The organism is Pseudomonas sp. SK2 (assembly GCF_016772395.1).
Lineage (GTDB): Bacteria > Pseudomonadota > Gammaproteobacteria > Pseudomonadales > Pseudomonadaceae > Aquipseudomonas > Aquipseudomonas taiwanensis.
The window spans coordinates 3,389,052-3,405,330 of record NZ_CP061944.1 but is presented as its reverse complement, the minus strand read 5'-3'; the positions used below and the strand labels follow the sequence as shown (position 1 = coordinate 3,405,330).

Here is a 16,279-nt window from a genome sequence, read left to right as displayed (position 1 = left end):
TAACGACACATCGCCGACAAGCCGACTCCTACAGGGACCAGTAGGAACCGGCTTGTCGGCGATGTGGCTCGTGGTGAACGAGGGTGTCTATCATTTAACGCAGACACCCTCAGGAATCTCAGCCATGACCCTGATCAGCCGCGAACCCTGGTGGCTCGTGCCACCCAAGCCCGGCCAGAAAGAGCAGGACCTGCACTGGGGCTATCTGGAAATCTACGCCGACGGACGCACGGTGTTCGTCGACCAGCGCCCGAGCGACCGCGAGCTTGCTGAGCGCAAGAGTTGTCGCAACTTCCCCGAACCGGATAATTGAACGGATCACCCGCCAAGTTCGGACAGGCGCGCTTCCAGAGCGGCAATCCGGGCTTCCAGGGCTTCGATCCGCTCTTCCGATACGTTGCTGGCGCTGCCACGCCCGCCACCTTCCTGCTGGCGTGCGGCGAGTATCGCCTCGATTTCCGCCGGGTCGCCCAGCGCATGGGTGTAACGGTCTTCGCGCTGGCCAGCCTGGCGCGGCAGGTGCAGGGCAAGGCCTCGTGAGATCAACCGCTCGAGTTGGTGCTGGATCTGCTCGGTATCGTCGAAGTCGTGAAGGCGGTTGCTGCGCGTGAGCAGCTCGTTGAGGGTCTGCGGGCCGCGCAGGAACATCAGTCCCATCAGTATCAGCTGTGCCGGTACCAGTTCCAGCGCCTTGTCCACGCGCTGTTCCCAGCGGTCGGCACGGCTGCCCATCTGCAGGCGGGTCATGTCCTGGCCTTCGAGGGCGCGCAGGGCCTGGCCAACCTGGCCTTGGGTCAGATTCATGACCGGCTCGCGGCTGGTCTTCTGGTTGCACGCCAGAACCAGGGCGTTGAGGGTCAGCGGGTAGCTTTCCGGGCTGGTGGCCTGCTTTTCGATCAACGAGCCGAGGATTCGGATCTCGACGCTGTTGAAGCGGCCTGCGCCTGCGGTTTCGTGTTCTGACATGACCCTGTCTCATTACTGGGGGAGGGCCACTAGCGTAGGTAAAGCGCCAGGCTTAGGCAATCACTGGCTTCATCGTCGGCCAAGCATCAACCGAACCTGTAGGCGCTGGGCCGCATGGCGGCCCAGCGTCATTCATGCACTGCGTTGCGTTTCTGCCTGGCACGCGGCAGCCGTGAACAGTACATCGGTCGACGAATTCAGCGCGGTCTCGGCTGAATCCTGCAGCACGCCAATGATGAAGCCGACCGCCACCACCTGCATGGCGATCTCGCTGGGAATGCCGAACAGGCTGCATGCCAGCGGGATCAGCAGCAGCGAACCGCCCGCTACCCCGGAGGCGCCACAGGCACAGATGGCCGCGACCACGCTCAGCAGCACGGCGGTCGGCAGGTCGACAGGAATTCCCAGGGTGTGTACCGCTGCCAGGGTCAGCACGGTGATGGTGATCGCCGCGCCGGCCATGTTGATGGTCGCACCCAGCGGAATCGATACCGAGTAGGTGTCTTCATGCAGGCCAAGACGCTCGGATAATGCCAGGTTCACCGGAATGTTCGCCGCCGAACTGCGGGTGAAGAACGCCGTGATGCCACTTTCGCGCAGGCACAGCAAGGTCAGCGGGTATGGGTTGCGGCGTATCTTCCAGAACACGATCAGCGGGTTCATCACCAACGCCACGAACAGCATGCAGCCGATCAGCACCGCCAGCAGGTGCAGGTAGCCGAGCAGGGCGCTCAGCCCCGATTGGGCGAGGGTGGAGCTGACCAGGCCGAAGATGCCCAGTGGTGCGAAGCGGATCACCACGCGTACGATCAGGGTCACGCCATTGGACAGGTCCTCGACCACCGTACGGGTGGTGTCGCCGGCATGGCGCAGGGCCACGCCCAGGCCGATGGCCCAGGTCAGAATGCCGATGAAGTTGGCGTTGAGCAGCGCATTGATCGGGTTGTCGACAGCGCTCAGCAGCAGGTTCTGCAACACTTCGCCGATGCCGCCCGGGGCGCTGAGCGCTGCCTCGCCGGTGCTCAATGCCAGTTGCGAGGGGAACAGCATGCTGGCAACCACGGCCACAACTGCGGCTGCGAAGGTGCCCAGCAAGTACAGCCAGAGAATGGGGCGGATGTGGGTTTCCTGGCCGTGCCGGTGGTTGGCGATCGAAGCCATGACCAGGATGAACACCAGCACCGGCGCCACTGCCTTGAGCGCGCTGACGAACACTTTGCCGAGGAAAGCCAGGTCGCGGGCGATGGCTGGTGCAAGCAGCGCCAGAGCGATACCGGCAACCAGGCCGATGACGATCTGCGTCACCAGGCTGGTGCGGTTGAGTAGGCGAAGAACAGGGGTCATGTGAAGCAGTATCTCGTTATTGTGAAAGGGCGCGACTTTACCACAGACCGTTTGGCCGTTATCGCCGGCAGTCCGGCTCCGGCGATAACGGCCGCGCGTCGGTTTGCCGCACTGGGGTGCAGCGCCTTCTACCAGTGAAAAAGCTCTCGCCGCGCGCCTTCGGTGATCGCCACGATCCCAGGGTGTTTGACCTTGCGCTCGACTGAAATCGCGTAGAACGACTCGTGCACCGCGTCGGTCTGGCCAACCAGCTCGACCCCATACTGGCGGCATACTTCATCGGCGATCACGCTCGGGGCCACGAAAATACCGCTACCCGACTGCCCGAAGGCCTGCATCAGTGCACTGTCATCGAACTCGCCGATGACCCGCGGCTGCACCTGCTGCTCGCTCAACCAGCGCATCAGGCGACTGCGCACCACCGTTTCCTGGCCCGGAATCAGCAGCGGCGCGTCCTGCAGGCATGCAGGAAAGGGCCCCTTGTGGCGCTGGGCCAATGCCGGTGTGGCGAAGAAGCTGAGCCCGCATTCCCCCAGCTTCTGGCTGTAACCCTTGATATCCAGGTGATTGGGCATCGGGCTGTCGGAAATGACCAGGTCCAGACGCTGGATCGCCAGGTCCGCCAATAGCCGTTCCAGCTTGTCTTCGCGGCAGTTGATACGCAGTGCGTTGTCCAATTCCATGGTCGGTGCCAGCAGGCGATAGACGATGGATTTGGGCACCACGTCCGCCACGCCGACACGGAACAGGATCTGCTCTTGCGGGCCTGCCCGCAGCAGCGCCTCAAGCTCGCCACCGATCTGAAACATCTGCTCGGCGTATGCCAGGGTCTGGCGGCCGGTTTCGGTCAGTTCCAGCTGGCGTCCGACGCGCTGAAACAGCTCTAGGCCGTAGGTCTGCTCGAACAGGCTGATCTGGCCGCTGATGGTCTGGGGTGTGAGATTCAGCTGTTCGCTGGCACGTGCGATGCTGCCGGTCTTGGCCACGGCCCAGAAGTAATGCAACTGGCGATAGTTGAGCACGGGGTATTTCCAATATTCGTAAAAACCGAAGTATAACTGCTGAAAATACGAATTTTTCTGATGTATCGCACTCTCTAGAATGCGACCCCATCAGGCGCAGTGCGCGCCGCCCGGTTTTCGACAAGCGAGGAACCCATGCTGCAACTCAAATCCATCGGTACGCCCCTGGTGCTGGTGTTGGCACTGTTTGCCATGAGCGGGTGCGATCAGGCCGAGAAATCCGCCCAGCAAATGCTCGACCAGGCTGCAGAGTCGGCCAAGCAAGCCATCGACAAGACCAACGAAGCGGCCCAGCAGGCGCTGCATGAAGCCATCGGTTCCGAAGGGCACAAGCCCAAGAGCACCGAGCCCGACGCAAAGACCCAGGACATCTGACCCAGACCCGAGCAGGATTGAAAAATGGAATATTTGCTGGAACTCGTCGCAAGCCCAACCGCCTGGGTCGCCCTGGCCACGCTGGTGGCGATGGAGATCGTCCTGGGTATCGATAACCTGATCTTCATCTCCATCCTCACCAACAAGCTCCCGGTGGAGTATCGCTCCAAGGCGCGGCGCATCGGTATCAGCATGGCCCTGGTCATGCGCCTGGCGTTGCTGAGCACCGTGGCCTGGATCGTCCAGCTCACCGAGCCGGTGATCGATGTGTTCGGCCATAGCTTCTCGTGGAAAGACATGATCCTCATCGCCGGTGGCCTGTTCCTGTTGTGGAAGGCGACCAAGGAAATTCACGAGAACGTCGACCCGCGCGGCGCCAAGGAAGAAGCCAAGGCGGGCTCCACCGTGACGCTGGGCTTCGCTGCGGCGATCGGGCAGATCCTGCTGCTGGACATCGTGTTTTCGGTCGACAGCATCATCACCGCCGTGGGCATGACCGAACACTTGCCAATCATGATCATCGCCGTGATCAGTGCTGTGATCGTGATGCTGGTGGCAGCCGACCCGTTGGCCAAGTTCATCAACGACAACCCGACCGTGGTGATGCTTGCGCTGGGCTTCTTGATCATGATCGGTATGACGCTGATCGCCGAGGGCATGGGCGCCCACGTACCGAAAGGTTATGTGTATGCGGCGATGGCCTTCTCGACGCTGATCGAGATCCTCAACATCATGGCTCGCCGTGCGCGGGTCAAGCGTGAGATGGCTGAAGGCTGATGCATGGACCGAGGCCCGCCGGTGAGCGGGCCTCGACGTATCTGCAGGTCAGTGCGCTCCAGCATGGCGGCGCGCGCGCCGGGCCGGCTGTGGCGTGGGCAAGGTGTGCGGCGGCAGAGGGTGATGATGGGCACGACGCCGCACGATTCGTAGTACACCCCACAGCATGGCGGCTGCGACGCTCAGCCACATGCCCACCAGCATGAGAATTGCCATGGTCAGGCTCATAGGTGCCTCCTTCTCTCGGGCCAGCGCAAGGCTTTGCCTTCCAGACACTGCTTTAGTCTAGCTCGCGCCCTGTGACGTTCCATTGACCTTAAGTCTATTGCTTGGTCCGATTCGTTCCTACGGTGGGTCGGACTATACCCGCGAGGCTGTCCGACCTATGATCGACGACCACAGCCGGGCGTGCCTGTCCGGCGCTGGAACAAGTGAGTGTCCATGGAGCAAAAATCCTTCAAATGGCTGGCCGCGTGTCTGCTGGCCGTCAGCCTGACGGGCTGTGCCAGTGCGCCACCGGCCGCTCTCAAGGGCTTGCCGCAGCGTGTCGAAATCAGCAGCGTGCCGTTCTACCGTGGCAATGCCAACCACAGCGGCGCCATGGCCCTGGCGGCGGTGCTCTCGCAGCAAGGCGCACCGATCACGCCAGGCCTTTTGGACAAGCCCTTGAACCTGCCCCAGGCCGCCGAGTCGCTGGATACCGGCATTCCTCGCGTTGCCAGGGATTACGGCATGGTCGTCTATCCACTGGACAAGCGCCTGGACGCCTTGCTGGTGCAGGTGGCTGCGGGTAATCCGGTGTTGCTGCGCTACGAGGAGGGTGCGGCCTGGTGGGGCGAGCCGCGTTACGCGGTGCTGATCGGCTATGACCGTTACAAACAACGGGTGCTGCTGCGCTCAGGCATGCATCGCCGGGAGTTGATGGCGTTCGATGATTTCGAGGCGGCCTGGGTCAAGGAGGGGAGCTGGGCGGTGCTGGTGCAGCCACCGCGGCAGTTGCCGGCCCAAGTGGACCGCCAACGCTGGTTGCAGGCGGCAGATGAACTGGCTCGGGCAGGCCAGGAGCTTGCAGCCAAGCAGGCGGTGAGCAGCCTGGGCAGGTAACGTGGCCTGATCGCTGGCAAGCCGGCGCCTACAGGGTTACGCGAAACCTGTAGGAACCGGTGCGCCGGCGATGAACCGTTAGAAGCCCAGACGATCGCGCAGGCTGTAGTACCAGGCGCCGATGGCGCTGAATGGCACGCGCAGCATCTGGCCACCCGGGAACGGGTAGTGGGGCAGGCCGGCGAAGGCATCGAAGCGCTCAGCCTGGCCTCGCAGGGCCTCTGCCAGCACCTTGCCTGCCAGGTGGGTGTAAGTCACGCCATGGCCCGAGCACCCCTGCGAGTAGTAGATGTTGTCGCCGATACGGCCGACCTGCGGCAGACGCGACAGGGTCAGCAGGAAGTTGCCGGTCCAGGCGTAATCGATCTTGACGTTCTTCAGTTGCGGGAACGCCTTGAGCATCTTCGGACGGATGATCGCTTCGATGTTGGCCGGGTCACGTGCACCGTAGACAACGCCGCCGCCGAAGATCAGGCGCTTGTCGCTGGTCAAGCGGTAGTAGTCGAGCAGGTAGTTGCAGTCCTCGACGCAGTAGTCCTGCGGCAGCAGGGTGCGCGCCAGCTCGTCGCCCAGCGGTTCGGTGGTGATCACCTGGGTGCCGCATGGCATCGACTTGGCGGCCAGTTCCGGGACCAGGTTACCCAGGTAGGCGTTACCGGCGACGATGATGAACTTGGCGCGCACTTTGCCCTGCGGGGTGTGTACGACCGGATTGGCGCCACGTTCGATACGTACGGCCGGGGTTTGCTCATAAATGATGCCGCCCAGCGACTCGACCGCGGCAGCTTCGCCCAGGGCCAGGTTCAGCGGGTGGATGTGGCCGCCGCTCATGTCCAGCATGCCGCCGACGTAGTTGTCGCACGCCACGACTTCGCGAATGCGCTTCTGGTCCATCAGTTCCAGCTGGGTGTGGCCGAAGCGTTCCCACAGGCGCTTTTGCGATTCCAGGTGACCCATCTGCTTGGCGGTGAGGGCGGCGAAAACACCACCGTCCTTCAGGTCGCACTGGATGTTGTACTTGGCTACACGCTCACGAATGATGCGGCCGCCTTCGAAGGCCATCTGGCCCAGCAACTGTGCTTGCTTGGGGCCGACGGTACGTTCGATGACATCGATGTCGCGGCTGTAGCTGTTGACGATCTGGCCGCCGTTGCGGCCCGAAGCGCCGAAGCCGACCTTGGCGGCTTCGACGATGCTCACCTTGAAGCCGTTTTCCAGCAGGAACAGCGCGCTGGACAGGCCGGTGTAGCCGGCACCGATGATACACACATCGGTTTCCACCTCACCCTGCAGCGCCGGACGTGGCGGCACCGGGTTAGCCGAGGCGGCGTAGTAGGACTGGGGGTAGGGGGTATTGGCCATGCTCGAGGAACCTCGTGTTTTATATTTTTAACGAATGTACCGATGCTATCAATAATAATAAACACCCGCTAGTCGTCCGTTGAAAATCCTTTACTCGCATTGCCAGCGCCTGGACTCTAAATATTTTTAAGTTTCAGTGGGTTAGCGGGAAAAAAACAGTTGACACCGGTTTCGGAACGCGTAGAATGCGCCCACATCGACAGGCACATAGCTCAGTTGGTTAGAGCACCACCTTGACATGGTGGGGGTCGTTGGTTCGAGTCCAATTGTGCCTACCAAACAAAAGTCCCGGCTTTCGGGCACATGAAGGGCGATCCGAAGGGGTCGCCCTTTTTGCTTGTGCAAGAAAAGTTCATGCGTGCTCGTCTGTGGTGGAGGCAGGGCAGCTGCCATAGATCTCGCGGGGCTTCAGAAGGGCGCCGCCTGTGCGGCGCATCGCGAGCAAGGCTCGCTCCTACAGTTGCGCGTTATTGCACGGCGCGATCTCGAGTCATCCAGGCCAGGCGTTCGCGCGCGCCAACCGCAGACAACATTGGCCCGCCACCACCGTAGGAGCGAGCCTTGCTCGCGATGCGCCACGCCGGCGGCACTCGATCGCGCAGGATCCACCTCTCGCGAGCAAGGCTCGCTCCTACAGTTGCGCTTTATTGCGCGGCGCGGTTTCGAGTCACCCAGGCCAGGCGCTCGCGCGCCTCAACCGCAGACAACATTGGCCCGCCACCACCGTAGGAGCGAGCCTTGCTCGCGATGCGCCGCGCCGGCGGCGCTCGATCGCGCAGGATCCACCTCTCGCGAGCAAGGCTCGCTCCTACAGTTGCGCTTTATTGCACGGCGCGGTTTCGAGTCAGCCAGGCCAGGCGCTCGCGCGCGCCAACCGCAGACAACATTGGCCCGCCACCACCGTAGGAGCGAGCCTTGCTCGCGATGCGCCACGCCGGCGGCACTCGATCGCGCAGGATCCACCTCTCGCGAGCAAGGCTCGCTCCTACAGTTGCGCTTTATTGCGCGGCGCGGTTTCGAGTCACCCAGGCCAGGCGCTCGCGCGCCTCAACCGCAGACAACATTGGCCCGCCACCACCGTAGGAGCGAGCCTTGCTCGCGATGCGCCGCGCCGGCGGCGCTCGATCGCGCAGGATCCACCTCTCGCGAGCAAGGCTCGCTCCTACAGTTGCGCTTTATTGCACGGCGCGGTTTCGAGTCAGCCAGGCCAGGCGCTCGCGCGCGCCAACCGCAGACAACATTGGCCCGCCACCACCGTAGGAGCGAGCCTTGCTCGCGATGCGCCGCGCCGGCGGCGCTCGGTCGCGCAGGATCCACCTCTCGCGAGCAAGGCTCGCTCCTACAGTTGCGCGTTATTGCACGGCTCGATCTCGAGTCATCCAGGCCAGGCGTTCGCGCGCGCCAACCGCAGACAGAATTGGCCCGCCACCACCGTAGGAGCGAGCCTTGCTCGCGATGCGCCGCGCCGGCGGCGCTCGATCGCATGAGCGCCAACCCCTTGGCCTGCCACTCAACACTCCCCAGAACCGAAAGTTTTTGATTTTTTTGAAAAAAACGCTTTACAGCCATGCGCATCCCCCTTAATATGCGCGCCACACGACAGGCACATAGCTCAGTTGGTTAGAGCACCACCTTGACATGGTGGGGGTCGTTGGTTCGAGTCCAATTGTGCCTACCAAATCTGAAGAGGGGCGATCCGATAGGGTCGCCCTTTTTCGTTTGCGCGTTTCCACGCTGTTGCAGCCCGTAACCTATGGTCGCGGCCCGTGCGCAAGGCCATCATGCTAGAATCCGCCCCTTCGAATCTGGAGGTGGACGCGTGCGCAAACTGGCAGTGGTAATGGCAGTGCTGGCCCTGGCGGGCTGTGAGAACGAGGTCGAAGGCGTACACAAGCAGGTGGCCGAACATCTGCACAACCCCAAGACCGCCAAGTTCGGCAACGTGCGGATCGACACCCAGGGCACCATCTGCGGCCAGGTGCGTGGCAAGGACGATGCCGGGCAGTACGAAGCCTACCGCAGCTACGTCGCTATCAAGCGCGACGCTGGCCAATACGAAATCATCGTCGATGACACCGGCAACAACTTGCGTATCCGCGAAATGTGCGGTGGCGCGGAGCTGCAGCGCCGCGCCGAAGCCCTGGCCGATCAGCCGGCCCCTGAAGGCTGGGATGTCGAAGTGATTCAAGGCGCCAACATGGGCGCACTTAGCGATATGACCGCACGCCTGATCGAGAAGGGTATTCCGTCTTCGGTGGAATACCGCAATGGCAAGCCGGTGGTGTTGATGGGACCATTCCCCACCAAGGCCGAAGCCGAGGCCCGCAAGGCTGAAGTCATGGCCAAGCTCGGCACTGACTCGATCGTCATCCAGCACGGCGTCGAGCGCTAGGCGGCGAGCTAGGCGAGTCTGCGGGTGGCCATGGCGCGCCGGTCCCGGCTATGCTTGGACACAGGAGATGCTGAACGGAGAGGGCCTCATGTCTACGCTGGAACGGGCCATCGTCGTGGCCGCCAGGGCGCATGAAGGGCAATTCGATAAGGGTGGGGCGGCGTACATTCTCCACCCGTTGCGGGTGATGATGCGCGTTGCGACCCCTGAGCAGCGCATTGTCGCGGTGCTGCACGATGTGCTCGAAGACACCCCGTTGACGCTGTCGGACCTCGCCCGTGAGGGTTTCGCATTGAAGATCCTGGCGGCCTTGCTGGCATTGAGCAGGCGTGAAGGCGAAAGCTACCAGGATTTCGTCGTGCGCCTGGGTGATGACCCGTTGGCCCGCACGGTCAAGCTGGCCGATCTTGCCGATAACAGTGATCTTACCCGCATTGCCACCCCAGGCCCTGCCGACCTGGCGCGCCTGGCACGTTATCGGGAGGCCAGTGCCTACTTGCAGGCACTGGCGTGAATGGCAGTCACAGGCCGACGCGAGACGTGCCTGCTAGGTCAATCTTCCTTGGGCACAGTCCAGAAAATCTGCACGCCGCCGTCATCGCGGTGGGCGAGGGTGACATTGTCGTTCTCGGCGATTTCCTCAAGCAGGGTTTCCCAATCCTCCACCGACTCATGTTCCAGCCGGAAGATCAGGGCGGCACGGCTGCGCTGGGCGAGAGGATTGTTGATGATCTTCTGGACGCGAAGGCCCAGTTGTTCGTAGCTGCTAGGGGTTGCGGTGGCGGTGCTGGCCATGGAGCGCTTTCCTTGTTGTTGCTGTATGTACGTACAGTATTTCACCACAAGAATTTTCGCAACTGGCTTCATCGCCGCCAAGCCGCCTTCCAAAGGGTTTGCGGCTGACTTGCAGCGGGCTGGCGCGATTCCCGCGGGAGCGGCGTTGCGCCGGTAGGCCGCTCCCGCGGGGATCATGCGATCAATACTCCCAGAAGATGCGCTGCAGTTCCTTGCTGTCCTGGGTCTTGGTCATCGCCACCATCGCCAGGATCCGCGCCTTCTGTGGATTCAGGTCATGCGCCACGACCCAGTCGTTCTTGTCATCCGGCTGCTCGGCATTGCGCAGTACGAAGCCGCCCTGGTTCACGTGGGAAGAGCGAATGATCTGTACGCCGTCCTTGCGCAGTTGCTGCAGGGCCGGTACCACTCGCGACGATACCGAGCCATTGCCAGTGCCGGCATGGATCAATGCCTTGGCGCCGTTTTGTGCCAGTGCCTTGTAGGCCGTGTCGGTTACGTTGCCATAGCCGTAGGCGATGTCCACCTGGGGCAGGCTGCTGATCTGCTTGATGTCGAATTCCGAGTTGACGGTGTGGCGCTTGGCTGGCAAACGGAACCAGTAGGACTTGCCTTCCACCACCATGCCCATGGGGCCCCAGGCGCTCTTGAAGGCCTCGGTCTTGATGTTCACCGCTTTGCTCACGTCTCGGCCGGATTGAATCTCGTCATTCAGGGTTACCAGCACGCCTTTGCCGCGCGACTGCTTGTCGCTGGCCACGGCCACAGCGTTGTACAGGTTGAGCATGCCATCGGCGGACATGGCGGTGCCTGGGCGCATAGAGCCCACCACCACGATCGGCTTGTCGGTCTTCTCCACCAGGTTGAGGAAGTACGCGGTCTCTTCCAGGGTGTCGGTGCCGTGGGTGATGACGATGCCGTCGACATCTTTGCTGTCTGCCAGTTCGGCGACGCGTTTGCCCAGCTTCAGCAAGTCATCGTTGCTGATGCTTTCCGAGGCGATCTGCATCACTTGTTCACCGCGAACGTTGGCCAGTCCGGCCAGTTCCGGCACGCCGGCGATGAGTTTGTCCACGCCCAGCTTGGCGGCCTGGTAGGTAGCGCTGTTGGCAGCACTGGCGCCGGCGCCGGCAATGGTGCCGCCCGTGGCGAGGATCACTACGTTGGCGAGTTTCTGTTGAGTTTCGGCTTCCTTCGCCGAGACGGTGGCGGGCAGCGCCAGCAGCAGCGCGAGCGCGGTGGGGGCGAAGGTCTTCAATGCAGCATTCATGATTATTGTGCTCTCTTCCTAATGAGATTTTTGCTGTGTCGCCTTGCACGTGAGGCAGTTTTCGTACCAGCTGCCCCATCGCCGGCAAGCCAGCGCCTGCGGGGGGTGTGGGCGCTTGAGTAGCTGCGCTCATTCGGGATTCCGAACAAAATCAGCAAAAGGTGTTCGGTTTATCGGAAAAATTCCGGATAATCCGTCGCGCACACGCCTTGACCCCGGCATCGAAACGGATTTGACAAACGCAGGTCTTGTTTCCATAGTTAGGAACCGCAAACGTTTGCGACCCGATAAAAATCACAAGATTCGGAGTCATTCCCCATGAAGCTGCCGTTCACTGGCCGTCTGCTGGCCCTCGCTGTCGCCTCCACGCTTTCCCTCGCTCTGCCGCTGTCTGCCGCCCACGCCGAAGATGCGCCCAAGGTTGCGTTGGTGATGAAGTCCCTGGCCAACGAGTTCTTCCGCACCATGGAGGACGGCGCCAAGGCGTACCAGAAAGACCACCCGGGCGAGTTCGAACTGGTGGCCAACGGCATCAAGGATGAAACCGATACCGGCAACCAGATCCGAATCGTCGAGCAGATGATCGCCACTGGCGCCAAGGCCTTGGTCATCGCTCCGGCCGATTCCAAGGCATTGGTACCGGTGTTGAAGAAGGCCATGGATGCTGGCATCACCGTGGTGAACATCGACAACCGCCTGGACCCGGACGTACTCAAGAGCAAGGGCATCAGCGTTCCCTTCGTAGGCCCTGATAACCGCAAGGGCGCTCGCCTGGTCGGCGACTACCTGGCCAAGGAAAAACTCAAGGCTGGCGACCAGGTCGGTATCATCGAAGGCGTGCCTACCACCACCAATGCCCAGCAACGTACCGCCGGTTTCAAGGACGCCATGGAAGCGGCGCAGGTGAAGATCGTCTCGGTGCAGTCCGGCAACTGGGAGATCGACAAAGGCAACGCGGTTGCCGCTTCGATGCTCAACGAATACCCCGATATCAAGGCGCTGCTTGCGGGCAACGACAGCATGGCCCTGGGCGCTGTGTCGGCTGTGCGAGCCGCCGGCAAGACCGGTCAGGTGCAGGTGGTCGGCTATGACAACATCAATGCAATCAAGCCGATGCTCAAGGATGGCCGGGTTCTCGCCACCCTCGACCAGGCCGCCAGCCAGCAAGCGGTGTATGGCATCCAGGCAGCGTTGAAAATGCTCAAGGGCGAGAAACCGGATGTGGATGCTGACAATGTCATCCAGACCCCGGTCCAACTCATCACCCAGCCTTGACCCCCAGCAGGAGACGTGGCCATGTCGGCATCGGCCAATGAAGTGGTGCTCGTTGCAACGGGGCTGGGCAAGACCTACGCCCAGCCAGTGCTCGGCGACGTCAGCCTGAGCCTGCGTGGTGGTGAGGTGCTGGCCCTTACCGGTGAAAACGGCGCTGGCAAGAGCACCTTGTCCAAGCTCATCAGTGGCCTGGAGGTACCCACCACCGGGCAGATGACCTATCGCGGCCAGGCCTATGCGCCTGGCAGCCGCAATGAGGCCGAGCGCCTGGGCGTGCGCATGGTCATGCAGGAGCTCAACCTGCTGCCGACCCTGACCGTGGCCGAGAATCTTTTCCTCGACAACCTCCCCAGCCGGTTCGGCTGGATCAGCCAGAAGCGCCTGCGCCAGCTGGCCACTGCGGCCATGGCCCAGGTGGGGCTGGACGCCATCGACCCGGACACCCCGGTTGGGCAACTGGGCATCGGCCACCAGCAGATGGTCGAAATCGCCCGCAACCTGATCGGCGACTGCCGCGTGCTGATCTTCGATGAACCTACCGCCATGCTCACCGCCCGCGAGGTCGAATTGCTGTTCGTGCAGATCGAACGCTTGCGCCAGCGCGGCGTGGCGATCGTCTATATCTCCCACCGCCTAGAAGAGCTGCAGCGCGTGGCCCAGCGCATCGTCGTGCTGCGCGATGGCAAGCTGGTGTGCGATGAGCCCATCCAACGCTACAGCAGTGCCGAGCTGGTCAACCTGATGGTAGGCCGGGAATTGGGCGAACACATCGACCTTGGTGGTCGCACGCTGGGTGCGCCCTTGCTCAAGGTCGACGGTTTGTCTCGGGGTGACAAGGTGCGCGATGTGTCGTTCCAGGTCAGGGCAGGGGAGATCTTCGGTATTTCCGGGTTGATTGGCGCAGGCCGCACCGAGTTGCTGCGCCTGATCTTCGGCGCCGATGTCGCCGACAGTGGCAGCATCGAGATCGGCCAGCCGCTCAAGGCCGTGACCATCGACTCGCCCAAGGCTGCCGTGCAAGCGGGCATCGCGTTGATCACCGAGGATCGCAAGGGCGAAGGCCTGCTGTTGTCGCAGTCGATCGCTGCCAACATCGCCTTGGGCAACTACAGCGCGGTTTCCCAGGCCGGCTTACTCGACGGCGACGCCGAAAAAGCTCTGGCCGAGCGGCAGATCAATGCCATGCGCATCCGCAGTGCGGGCCAGGACCAGGCGGTCGGTGAACTTTCCGGGGGCAACCAGCAGAAAGTGGTGATCGGCCGTTGGCTGGAACGGGACTGCCAGGTGCTGCTGTTCGACGAGCCGACTCGGGGGATCGATGTCGGCGCCAAGTTCGACATCTATGGCCTGCTGGCCGACCTTGCGCGTCAAGGCAAGGCCTTGGTGGTGGTGTCCAGCGACCTGCGCGAGTTGATGCTGATCTGCGACCGTATCGCGGTCCTTTCCGCTGGGCGACTGATCGACACCTTCGAACGCGAACATTGGCGCCAGGACCAGCTTCTTGCCGCTGCCTTCGCTGGCTATCAGAAACGTGACGCACTGCTGCACGACGCAGCTCCCAGGACTGATGCATGAAAACCACCCCCCTCGATACCCCGGGCAGCACACCAGTGCGCCGCGGCGGCAGCTACTTCGGCCTGGGCAGTTACCTGGGCCTGGCCGGCGCCTTGCTGGCGATGATCGTGCTGTTCTCGTTGCTGAGCAGCCATTTCTGGTCCTATGCCACCTTCAGCACCCTGGCCAACCAGATTCCCGACCTGATGGTGCTGGCGGTGGGCATGACCTTCGTGCTGATCATCGGCGGCATCGACCTGTCTGTGGGCTCGGTGCTGGCGCTGGCGGCGTCGACGGTCAGCGTGGCGATCCTCGGCTGGGGGTGGTCGGTGCTGCCCGCCGCCTTGCTCGGCATGGCCGTGGCCGCGCTGGCGGGCAGCATCACCGGGGCCGTTACCGTGGCCTGGCGGATCCCCTCGTTCATCGTTTCCCTTGGCGTGCTGGAGATGGCCCGTGGGTTGGCCTACCAGTTCACCGACTCGCGCACCGCCTACATCGGCGATGCCTACGCCTGGTTCTCCAACCCGATTGCCTTTGGCATTTCGCCGGCGTTCATCCTGGCCTTGCTGGTGATTCTGGCGGCCCAGCTGGTGCTGACCCGCACGGTGTTCGGGCGCTACCTGATCGGCATCGGCACCAATGAAGAGGCTGTTCGCCTGGCCGGCATCGACCCACGCCCTTACAAAGTCGTGGTGTTCGCCTTGATGGGGCTCTTGGCTGGTCTGGCCGCGCTATTCCAGATCTCGCGCCTCGAGGCGGCAGACCCCAACGCCGGCTCGGGCCTTGAATTGCAGGTGATTGCCGCTGTGGTCATCGGTGGCACCAGCCTGATGGGCGGGCGTGGTTCGGTCATCAGCACCTTCTTCGGCGTGCTGATCATCTCGGTACTGGCCGCGGGGCTGGCGCAGATCGGCGCCTCCGAGCCCACCAAACGAATCATCACCGGGGCGGTCATCGTCATCGCCGTGGTGCTCGACACCTACCGCAGCCGGCGCGCAAGTCGGCGGAACTGAATTTATGGCAACCATCAAAGACGTCGCGGCACTCGCAGGTATTTCCTATACCACGGTGTCTCATGTACTGAACAAGACCCGCCCGGTCAGTGAACAGGTGCGGCTGAAGGTCGAGGCGGCCATCGCCGAGCTCGACTATGTACCCAGTGCGGTGGCCCGCTCGCTCAAGGCACGTAGTACGGCGACCATCGGCCTGCTGGTGCCCAACAGTGTCAACCCGTACTTCGCCGAGCTGGCGCGGGGTATCGAGGATGCCTGCGAGCGCAATGGTTACTGCGTGATCCTGTGCAACTCGGATGACAACCCACAGAAGCAGCGCAGCTATCTGCGCGTGCTGCTGGAAAAGCGCATCGATGGCCTGGTGGTGGCGTCGGTGGGCGAGGACAGCGACCTGCTGCAGAGCCTTGCCGGTGTGCGGACGCCAATGGTCATCGTCGACCGCGAACTGGAGGGGGTCGATGCCGACCTGGTGCGCATCGATCATGAACAGGGTGCCTACCTGGCGACCGTGCACCTGCTCGAACTGGGCCATCGTGATATTGCCTACATCGGCGGCCCCGCGCAGACCGGTGTCAGCCAACTGCGCCTGGCCGGTTTTCGCCGGGCCATGACCCAGGCGCAGGCGCCGGTGGAGCCCGGCCGTGTCCTGCACTGCGACTTCACCAGTCCCGGTGGCCATGCGGCGGCGGCGACGCTGCTCGATGGCAACCGACCCACGGCGATCTTCGCCGGCAATGACATGATTGGCTTCGGCGTGCTGCGTGCCGCCGCCGAACGCAACATCAACGTGCCAGGCGAGTTGTCGGTGATCGGTTTCGACGATATCGAACTGAGCCGTTATGTGTACCCACCGCTGACCACCGTGGGCCAGTCGATCCGCGAGCTGGGCGAAAGCGCTGCGGCGCTGCTGCTGTCGCGCATCGCCACACCGCGCCTGGGGGCTTCGGAGCAGCGTATCGTTGCACCGCGTATCGTTGCCCGCGAGTCCACCGGGCCACGCCCGGACCTGTTCAATGATTACCGCTAAGGA

The 16,279-nt window shown here is 62.7% G+C and carries 17 protein-coding genes and 2 tRNA genes; 12 read left to right on the top strand and 7 right to left on the bottom strand.

What is annotated here, in order from left to right:
* The first annotated feature begins 124 nt into the window (after positions 1-124).
* Entirely contained in the window at positions 125-313 is a 189-nt protein-coding gene (locus tag IF103_RS15325) for a hypothetical protein (RefSeq protein ID WP_023381261.1), read from the top strand.
* 5 nt (positions 314-318) lie between these two features.
* Here the strand turns inward: IF103_RS15325 and IF103_RS15320 are convergent, their stop codons facing one another.
* The 3 genes from IF103_RS15320 to nhaR form a co-directional block, all read right to left on the bottom strand.
* Positions 319-966, bottom strand: coding sequence for a YceH family protein (locus IF103_RS15320; RefSeq protein WP_023381260.1), 648 nt, complete (start codon positions 964-966; stop codon positions 319-321).
* A gap of 132 nt (positions 967-1,098) precedes the next feature.
* A complete protein-coding gene (gene sstT / locus IF103_RS15315; protein WP_023381259.1) occupies positions 1,099-2,310 on the bottom strand; it encodes a serine/threonine transporter SstT in 1,212 nt (403 codons plus the stop codon).
* Positions 2,311-2,438: 128 nt separating this feature from the next.
* Positions 2,439-3,332: a transcriptional activator NhaR gene (gene nhaR, locus IF103_RS15310; RefSeq protein ID WP_023381258.1), complete on the bottom strand. Its 894-nt coding sequence runs from the start codon at positions 3,330-3,332 to the stop codon at positions 2,439-2,441.
* 135 nt (positions 3,333-3,467) lie between these two features.
* Between nhaR and IF103_RS15305 the strand changes: the two genes are divergently transcribed.
* Positions 3,468-3,707: a hypothetical protein gene (locus tag IF103_RS15305; RefSeq protein ID WP_023381257.1), complete on the top strand. Its 240-nt coding sequence runs from the start codon at positions 3,468-3,470 to the stop codon at positions 3,705-3,707.
* A gap of 24 nt (positions 3,708-3,731) precedes the next feature.
* The gene (locus IF103_RS15300) at positions 3,732-4,484 is read left to right on the top strand and encodes a TerC family protein (RefSeq protein WP_023381256.1); all 753 of its coding nucleotides are present in this window, start codon (positions 3,732-3,734) and stop codon (positions 4,482-4,484) included.
* Positions 4,485-4,532: 48 nt separating this feature from the next.
* Here IF103_RS15300 and IF103_RS15295 read toward each other — a convergent pair whose 3' ends face one another.
* On the bottom strand, positions 4,533-4,712 hold the full coding sequence (locus IF103_RS15295; protein ID WP_023381255.1) for a hypothetical protein: 180 nt from the start codon (positions 4,710-4,712) through the stop codon (positions 4,533-4,535).
* Between the two features lie 213 nt (positions 4,713-4,925).
* Between IF103_RS15295 and IF103_RS15290 the strand changes: the two genes are divergently transcribed.
* On the top strand, positions 4,926-5,588 hold the full coding sequence (locus tag IF103_RS15290; RefSeq protein ID WP_023381254.1) for a peptidase C39 family protein: 663 nt from the start codon (positions 4,926-4,928) through the stop codon (positions 5,586-5,588).
* 78 nt (positions 5,589-5,666) lie between these two features.
* Here IF103_RS15290 and IF103_RS15285 read toward each other — a convergent pair whose 3' ends face one another.
* Positions 5,667-6,950 (bottom strand): NAD(P)/FAD-dependent oxidoreductase, encoded by a 1,284-nt coding sequence (locus tag IF103_RS15285; protein WP_023381253.1) that lies wholly within the window; start codon positions 6,948-6,950, stop codon positions 5,667-5,669.
* 201 nt (positions 6,951-7,151) lie between these two features.
* On the opposite strand from IF103_RS15285, the gene IF103_RS15280 reads away from it, so the two are divergent.
* The 4 genes from IF103_RS15280 to IF103_RS15265 all read left to right on the top strand — a co-directional run bounded on the left by IF103_RS15280 (position 7,152) and on the right by IF103_RS15265 (position 9,856).
* A tRNA-Val gene (locus IF103_RS15280) sits at positions 7,152-7,228 on the top strand.
* 1,323 nt (positions 7,229-8,551) lie between these two features.
* Positions 8,552-8,628, top strand: a tRNA-Val gene (locus IF103_RS15275).
* Between the two features lie 141 nt (positions 8,629-8,769).
* Complete coding sequence (locus tag IF103_RS15270) at positions 8,770-9,342, top strand: SPOR domain-containing protein (protein ID WP_023381252.1); 573 nt, start codon at positions 8,770-8,772, stop codon at positions 9,340-9,342.
* A gap of 88 nt (positions 9,343-9,430) precedes the next feature.
* On the top strand, positions 9,431-9,856 hold the full coding sequence (locus tag IF103_RS15265) for a hypothetical protein (protein ID WP_023381251.1): 426 nt from the start codon (positions 9,431-9,433) through the stop codon (positions 9,854-9,856).
* Positions 9,857-9,894: 38 nt separating this feature from the next.
* Here the strand turns inward: IF103_RS15265 and IF103_RS15260 are convergent, their stop codons facing one another.
* Complete coding sequence (locus IF103_RS15260) at positions 9,895-10,137, bottom strand: DUF1654 domain-containing protein (protein ID WP_023381250.1); 243 nt, start codon at positions 10,135-10,137, stop codon at positions 9,895-9,897.
* A 181-nt stretch (positions 10,138-10,318) separates the two neighbouring features.
* Positions 10,319-11,407 (bottom strand): asparaginase, encoded by a 1,089-nt coding sequence (locus IF103_RS15255; RefSeq protein ID WP_023381249.1) that lies wholly within the window; start codon positions 11,405-11,407, stop codon positions 10,319-10,321.
* Between the two features lie 318 nt (positions 11,408-11,725).
* On the opposite strand from IF103_RS15255, the gene IF103_RS15250 reads away from it, so the two are divergent.
* The 4 genes from IF103_RS15250 to IF103_RS15235 are packed head-to-tail and all read left to right on the top strand — an operon-like array spanning position 11,726 to position 16,276.
* On the top strand, positions 11,726-12,682 hold the full coding sequence (locus tag IF103_RS15250; RefSeq protein ID WP_027908173.1) for a sugar ABC transporter substrate-binding protein: 957 nt from the start codon (positions 11,726-11,728) through the stop codon (positions 12,680-12,682).
* A gap of 21 nt (positions 12,683-12,703) precedes the next feature.
* Complete coding sequence (locus IF103_RS15245; protein ID WP_027908172.1) at positions 12,704-14,257, top strand: sugar ABC transporter ATP-binding protein; 1,554 nt, start codon at positions 12,704-12,706, stop codon at positions 14,255-14,257.
* Entirely contained in the window at positions 14,254-15,249 is a 996-nt protein-coding gene (locus IF103_RS15240) for an ABC transporter permease (protein ID WP_023381246.1), read from the top strand. Before IF103_RS15245 ends, IF103_RS15240 begins: the two co-directional genes overlap by 4 nt.
* A gap of 4 nt (positions 15,250-15,253) precedes the next feature.
* A complete protein-coding gene (locus tag IF103_RS15235; RefSeq protein WP_202675457.1) occupies positions 15,254-16,276 on the top strand; it encodes a LacI family DNA-binding transcriptional regulator in 1,023 nt (340 codons plus the stop codon).
* Positions 16,277-16,279: the final 3 nt, after the last annotated feature.

Bases quoted from the DNA above. Each gene is read 5' to 3' on its own strand.
- IF103_RS15245 (WP_027908172.1), top strand. From the start codon at position 12,704: ATGTCGGCATCGGCCAATGAAGTGGTGCTCGTTGCAACGGGGCTGGGC.
- IF103_RS15320 (WP_023381260.1), bottom strand. From the start codon at position 966: ATGTCAGAACACGAAACCGCAGGCGCAGGCCGCTTCAACAGCGTCGAG.
- sstT (WP_023381259.1), bottom strand. From the start codon at position 2,310: ATGACCCCTGTTCTTCGCCTACTCAACCGCACCAGCCTGGTGACGCAG.
- IF103_RS15260 (WP_023381250.1), bottom strand. From the start codon at position 10,137: ATGGCCAGCACCGCCACCGCAACCCCTAGCAGCTACGAACAACTGGGC.
- IF103_RS15235 (WP_202675457.1), top strand. From the start codon at position 15,254: ATGGCAACCATCAAAGACGTCGCGGCACTCGCAGGTATTTCCTATACC.
- IF103_RS15290 (WP_023381254.1), top strand. From the start codon at position 4,926: ATGGAGCAAAAATCCTTCAAATGGCTGGCCGCGTGTCTGCTGGCCGTC.
- IF103_RS15240 (WP_023381246.1), top strand. From the start codon at position 14,254: ATGAAAACCACCCCCCTCGATACCCCGGGCAGCACACCAGTGCGCCGC.
- IF103_RS15300 (WP_023381256.1), top strand. From the start codon at position 3,732: ATGGAATATTTGCTGGAACTCGTCGCAAGCCCAACCGCCTGGGTCGCC.
- IF103_RS15295 (WP_023381255.1), bottom strand. From the start codon at position 4,712: ATGAGCCTGACCATGGCAATTCTCATGCTGGTGGGCATGTGGCTGAGC.
- IF103_RS15255 (WP_023381249.1), bottom strand. From the start codon at position 11,407: ATGAATGCTGCATTGAAGACCTTCGCCCCCACCGCGCTCGCGCTGCTG.
- IF103_RS15325 (WP_023381261.1), top strand. From the start codon at position 125: ATGACCCTGATCAGCCGCGAACCCTGGTGGCTCGTGCCACCCAAGCCC.
- IF103_RS15265 (WP_023381251.1), top strand. From the start codon at position 9,431: ATGTCTACGCTGGAACGGGCCATCGTCGTGGCCGCCAGGGCGCATGAA.
- IF103_RS15285 (WP_023381253.1), bottom strand. From the start codon at position 6,950: ATGGCCAATACCCCCTACCCCCAGTCCTACTACGCCGCCTCGGCTAAC.
- IF103_RS15305 (WP_023381257.1), top strand. From the start codon at position 3,468: ATGCTGCAACTCAAATCCATCGGTACGCCCCTGGTGCTGGTGTTGGCA.
- IF103_RS15250 (WP_027908173.1), top strand. From the start codon at position 11,726: ATGAAGCTGCCGTTCACTGGCCGTCTGCTGGCCCTCGCTGTCGCCTCC.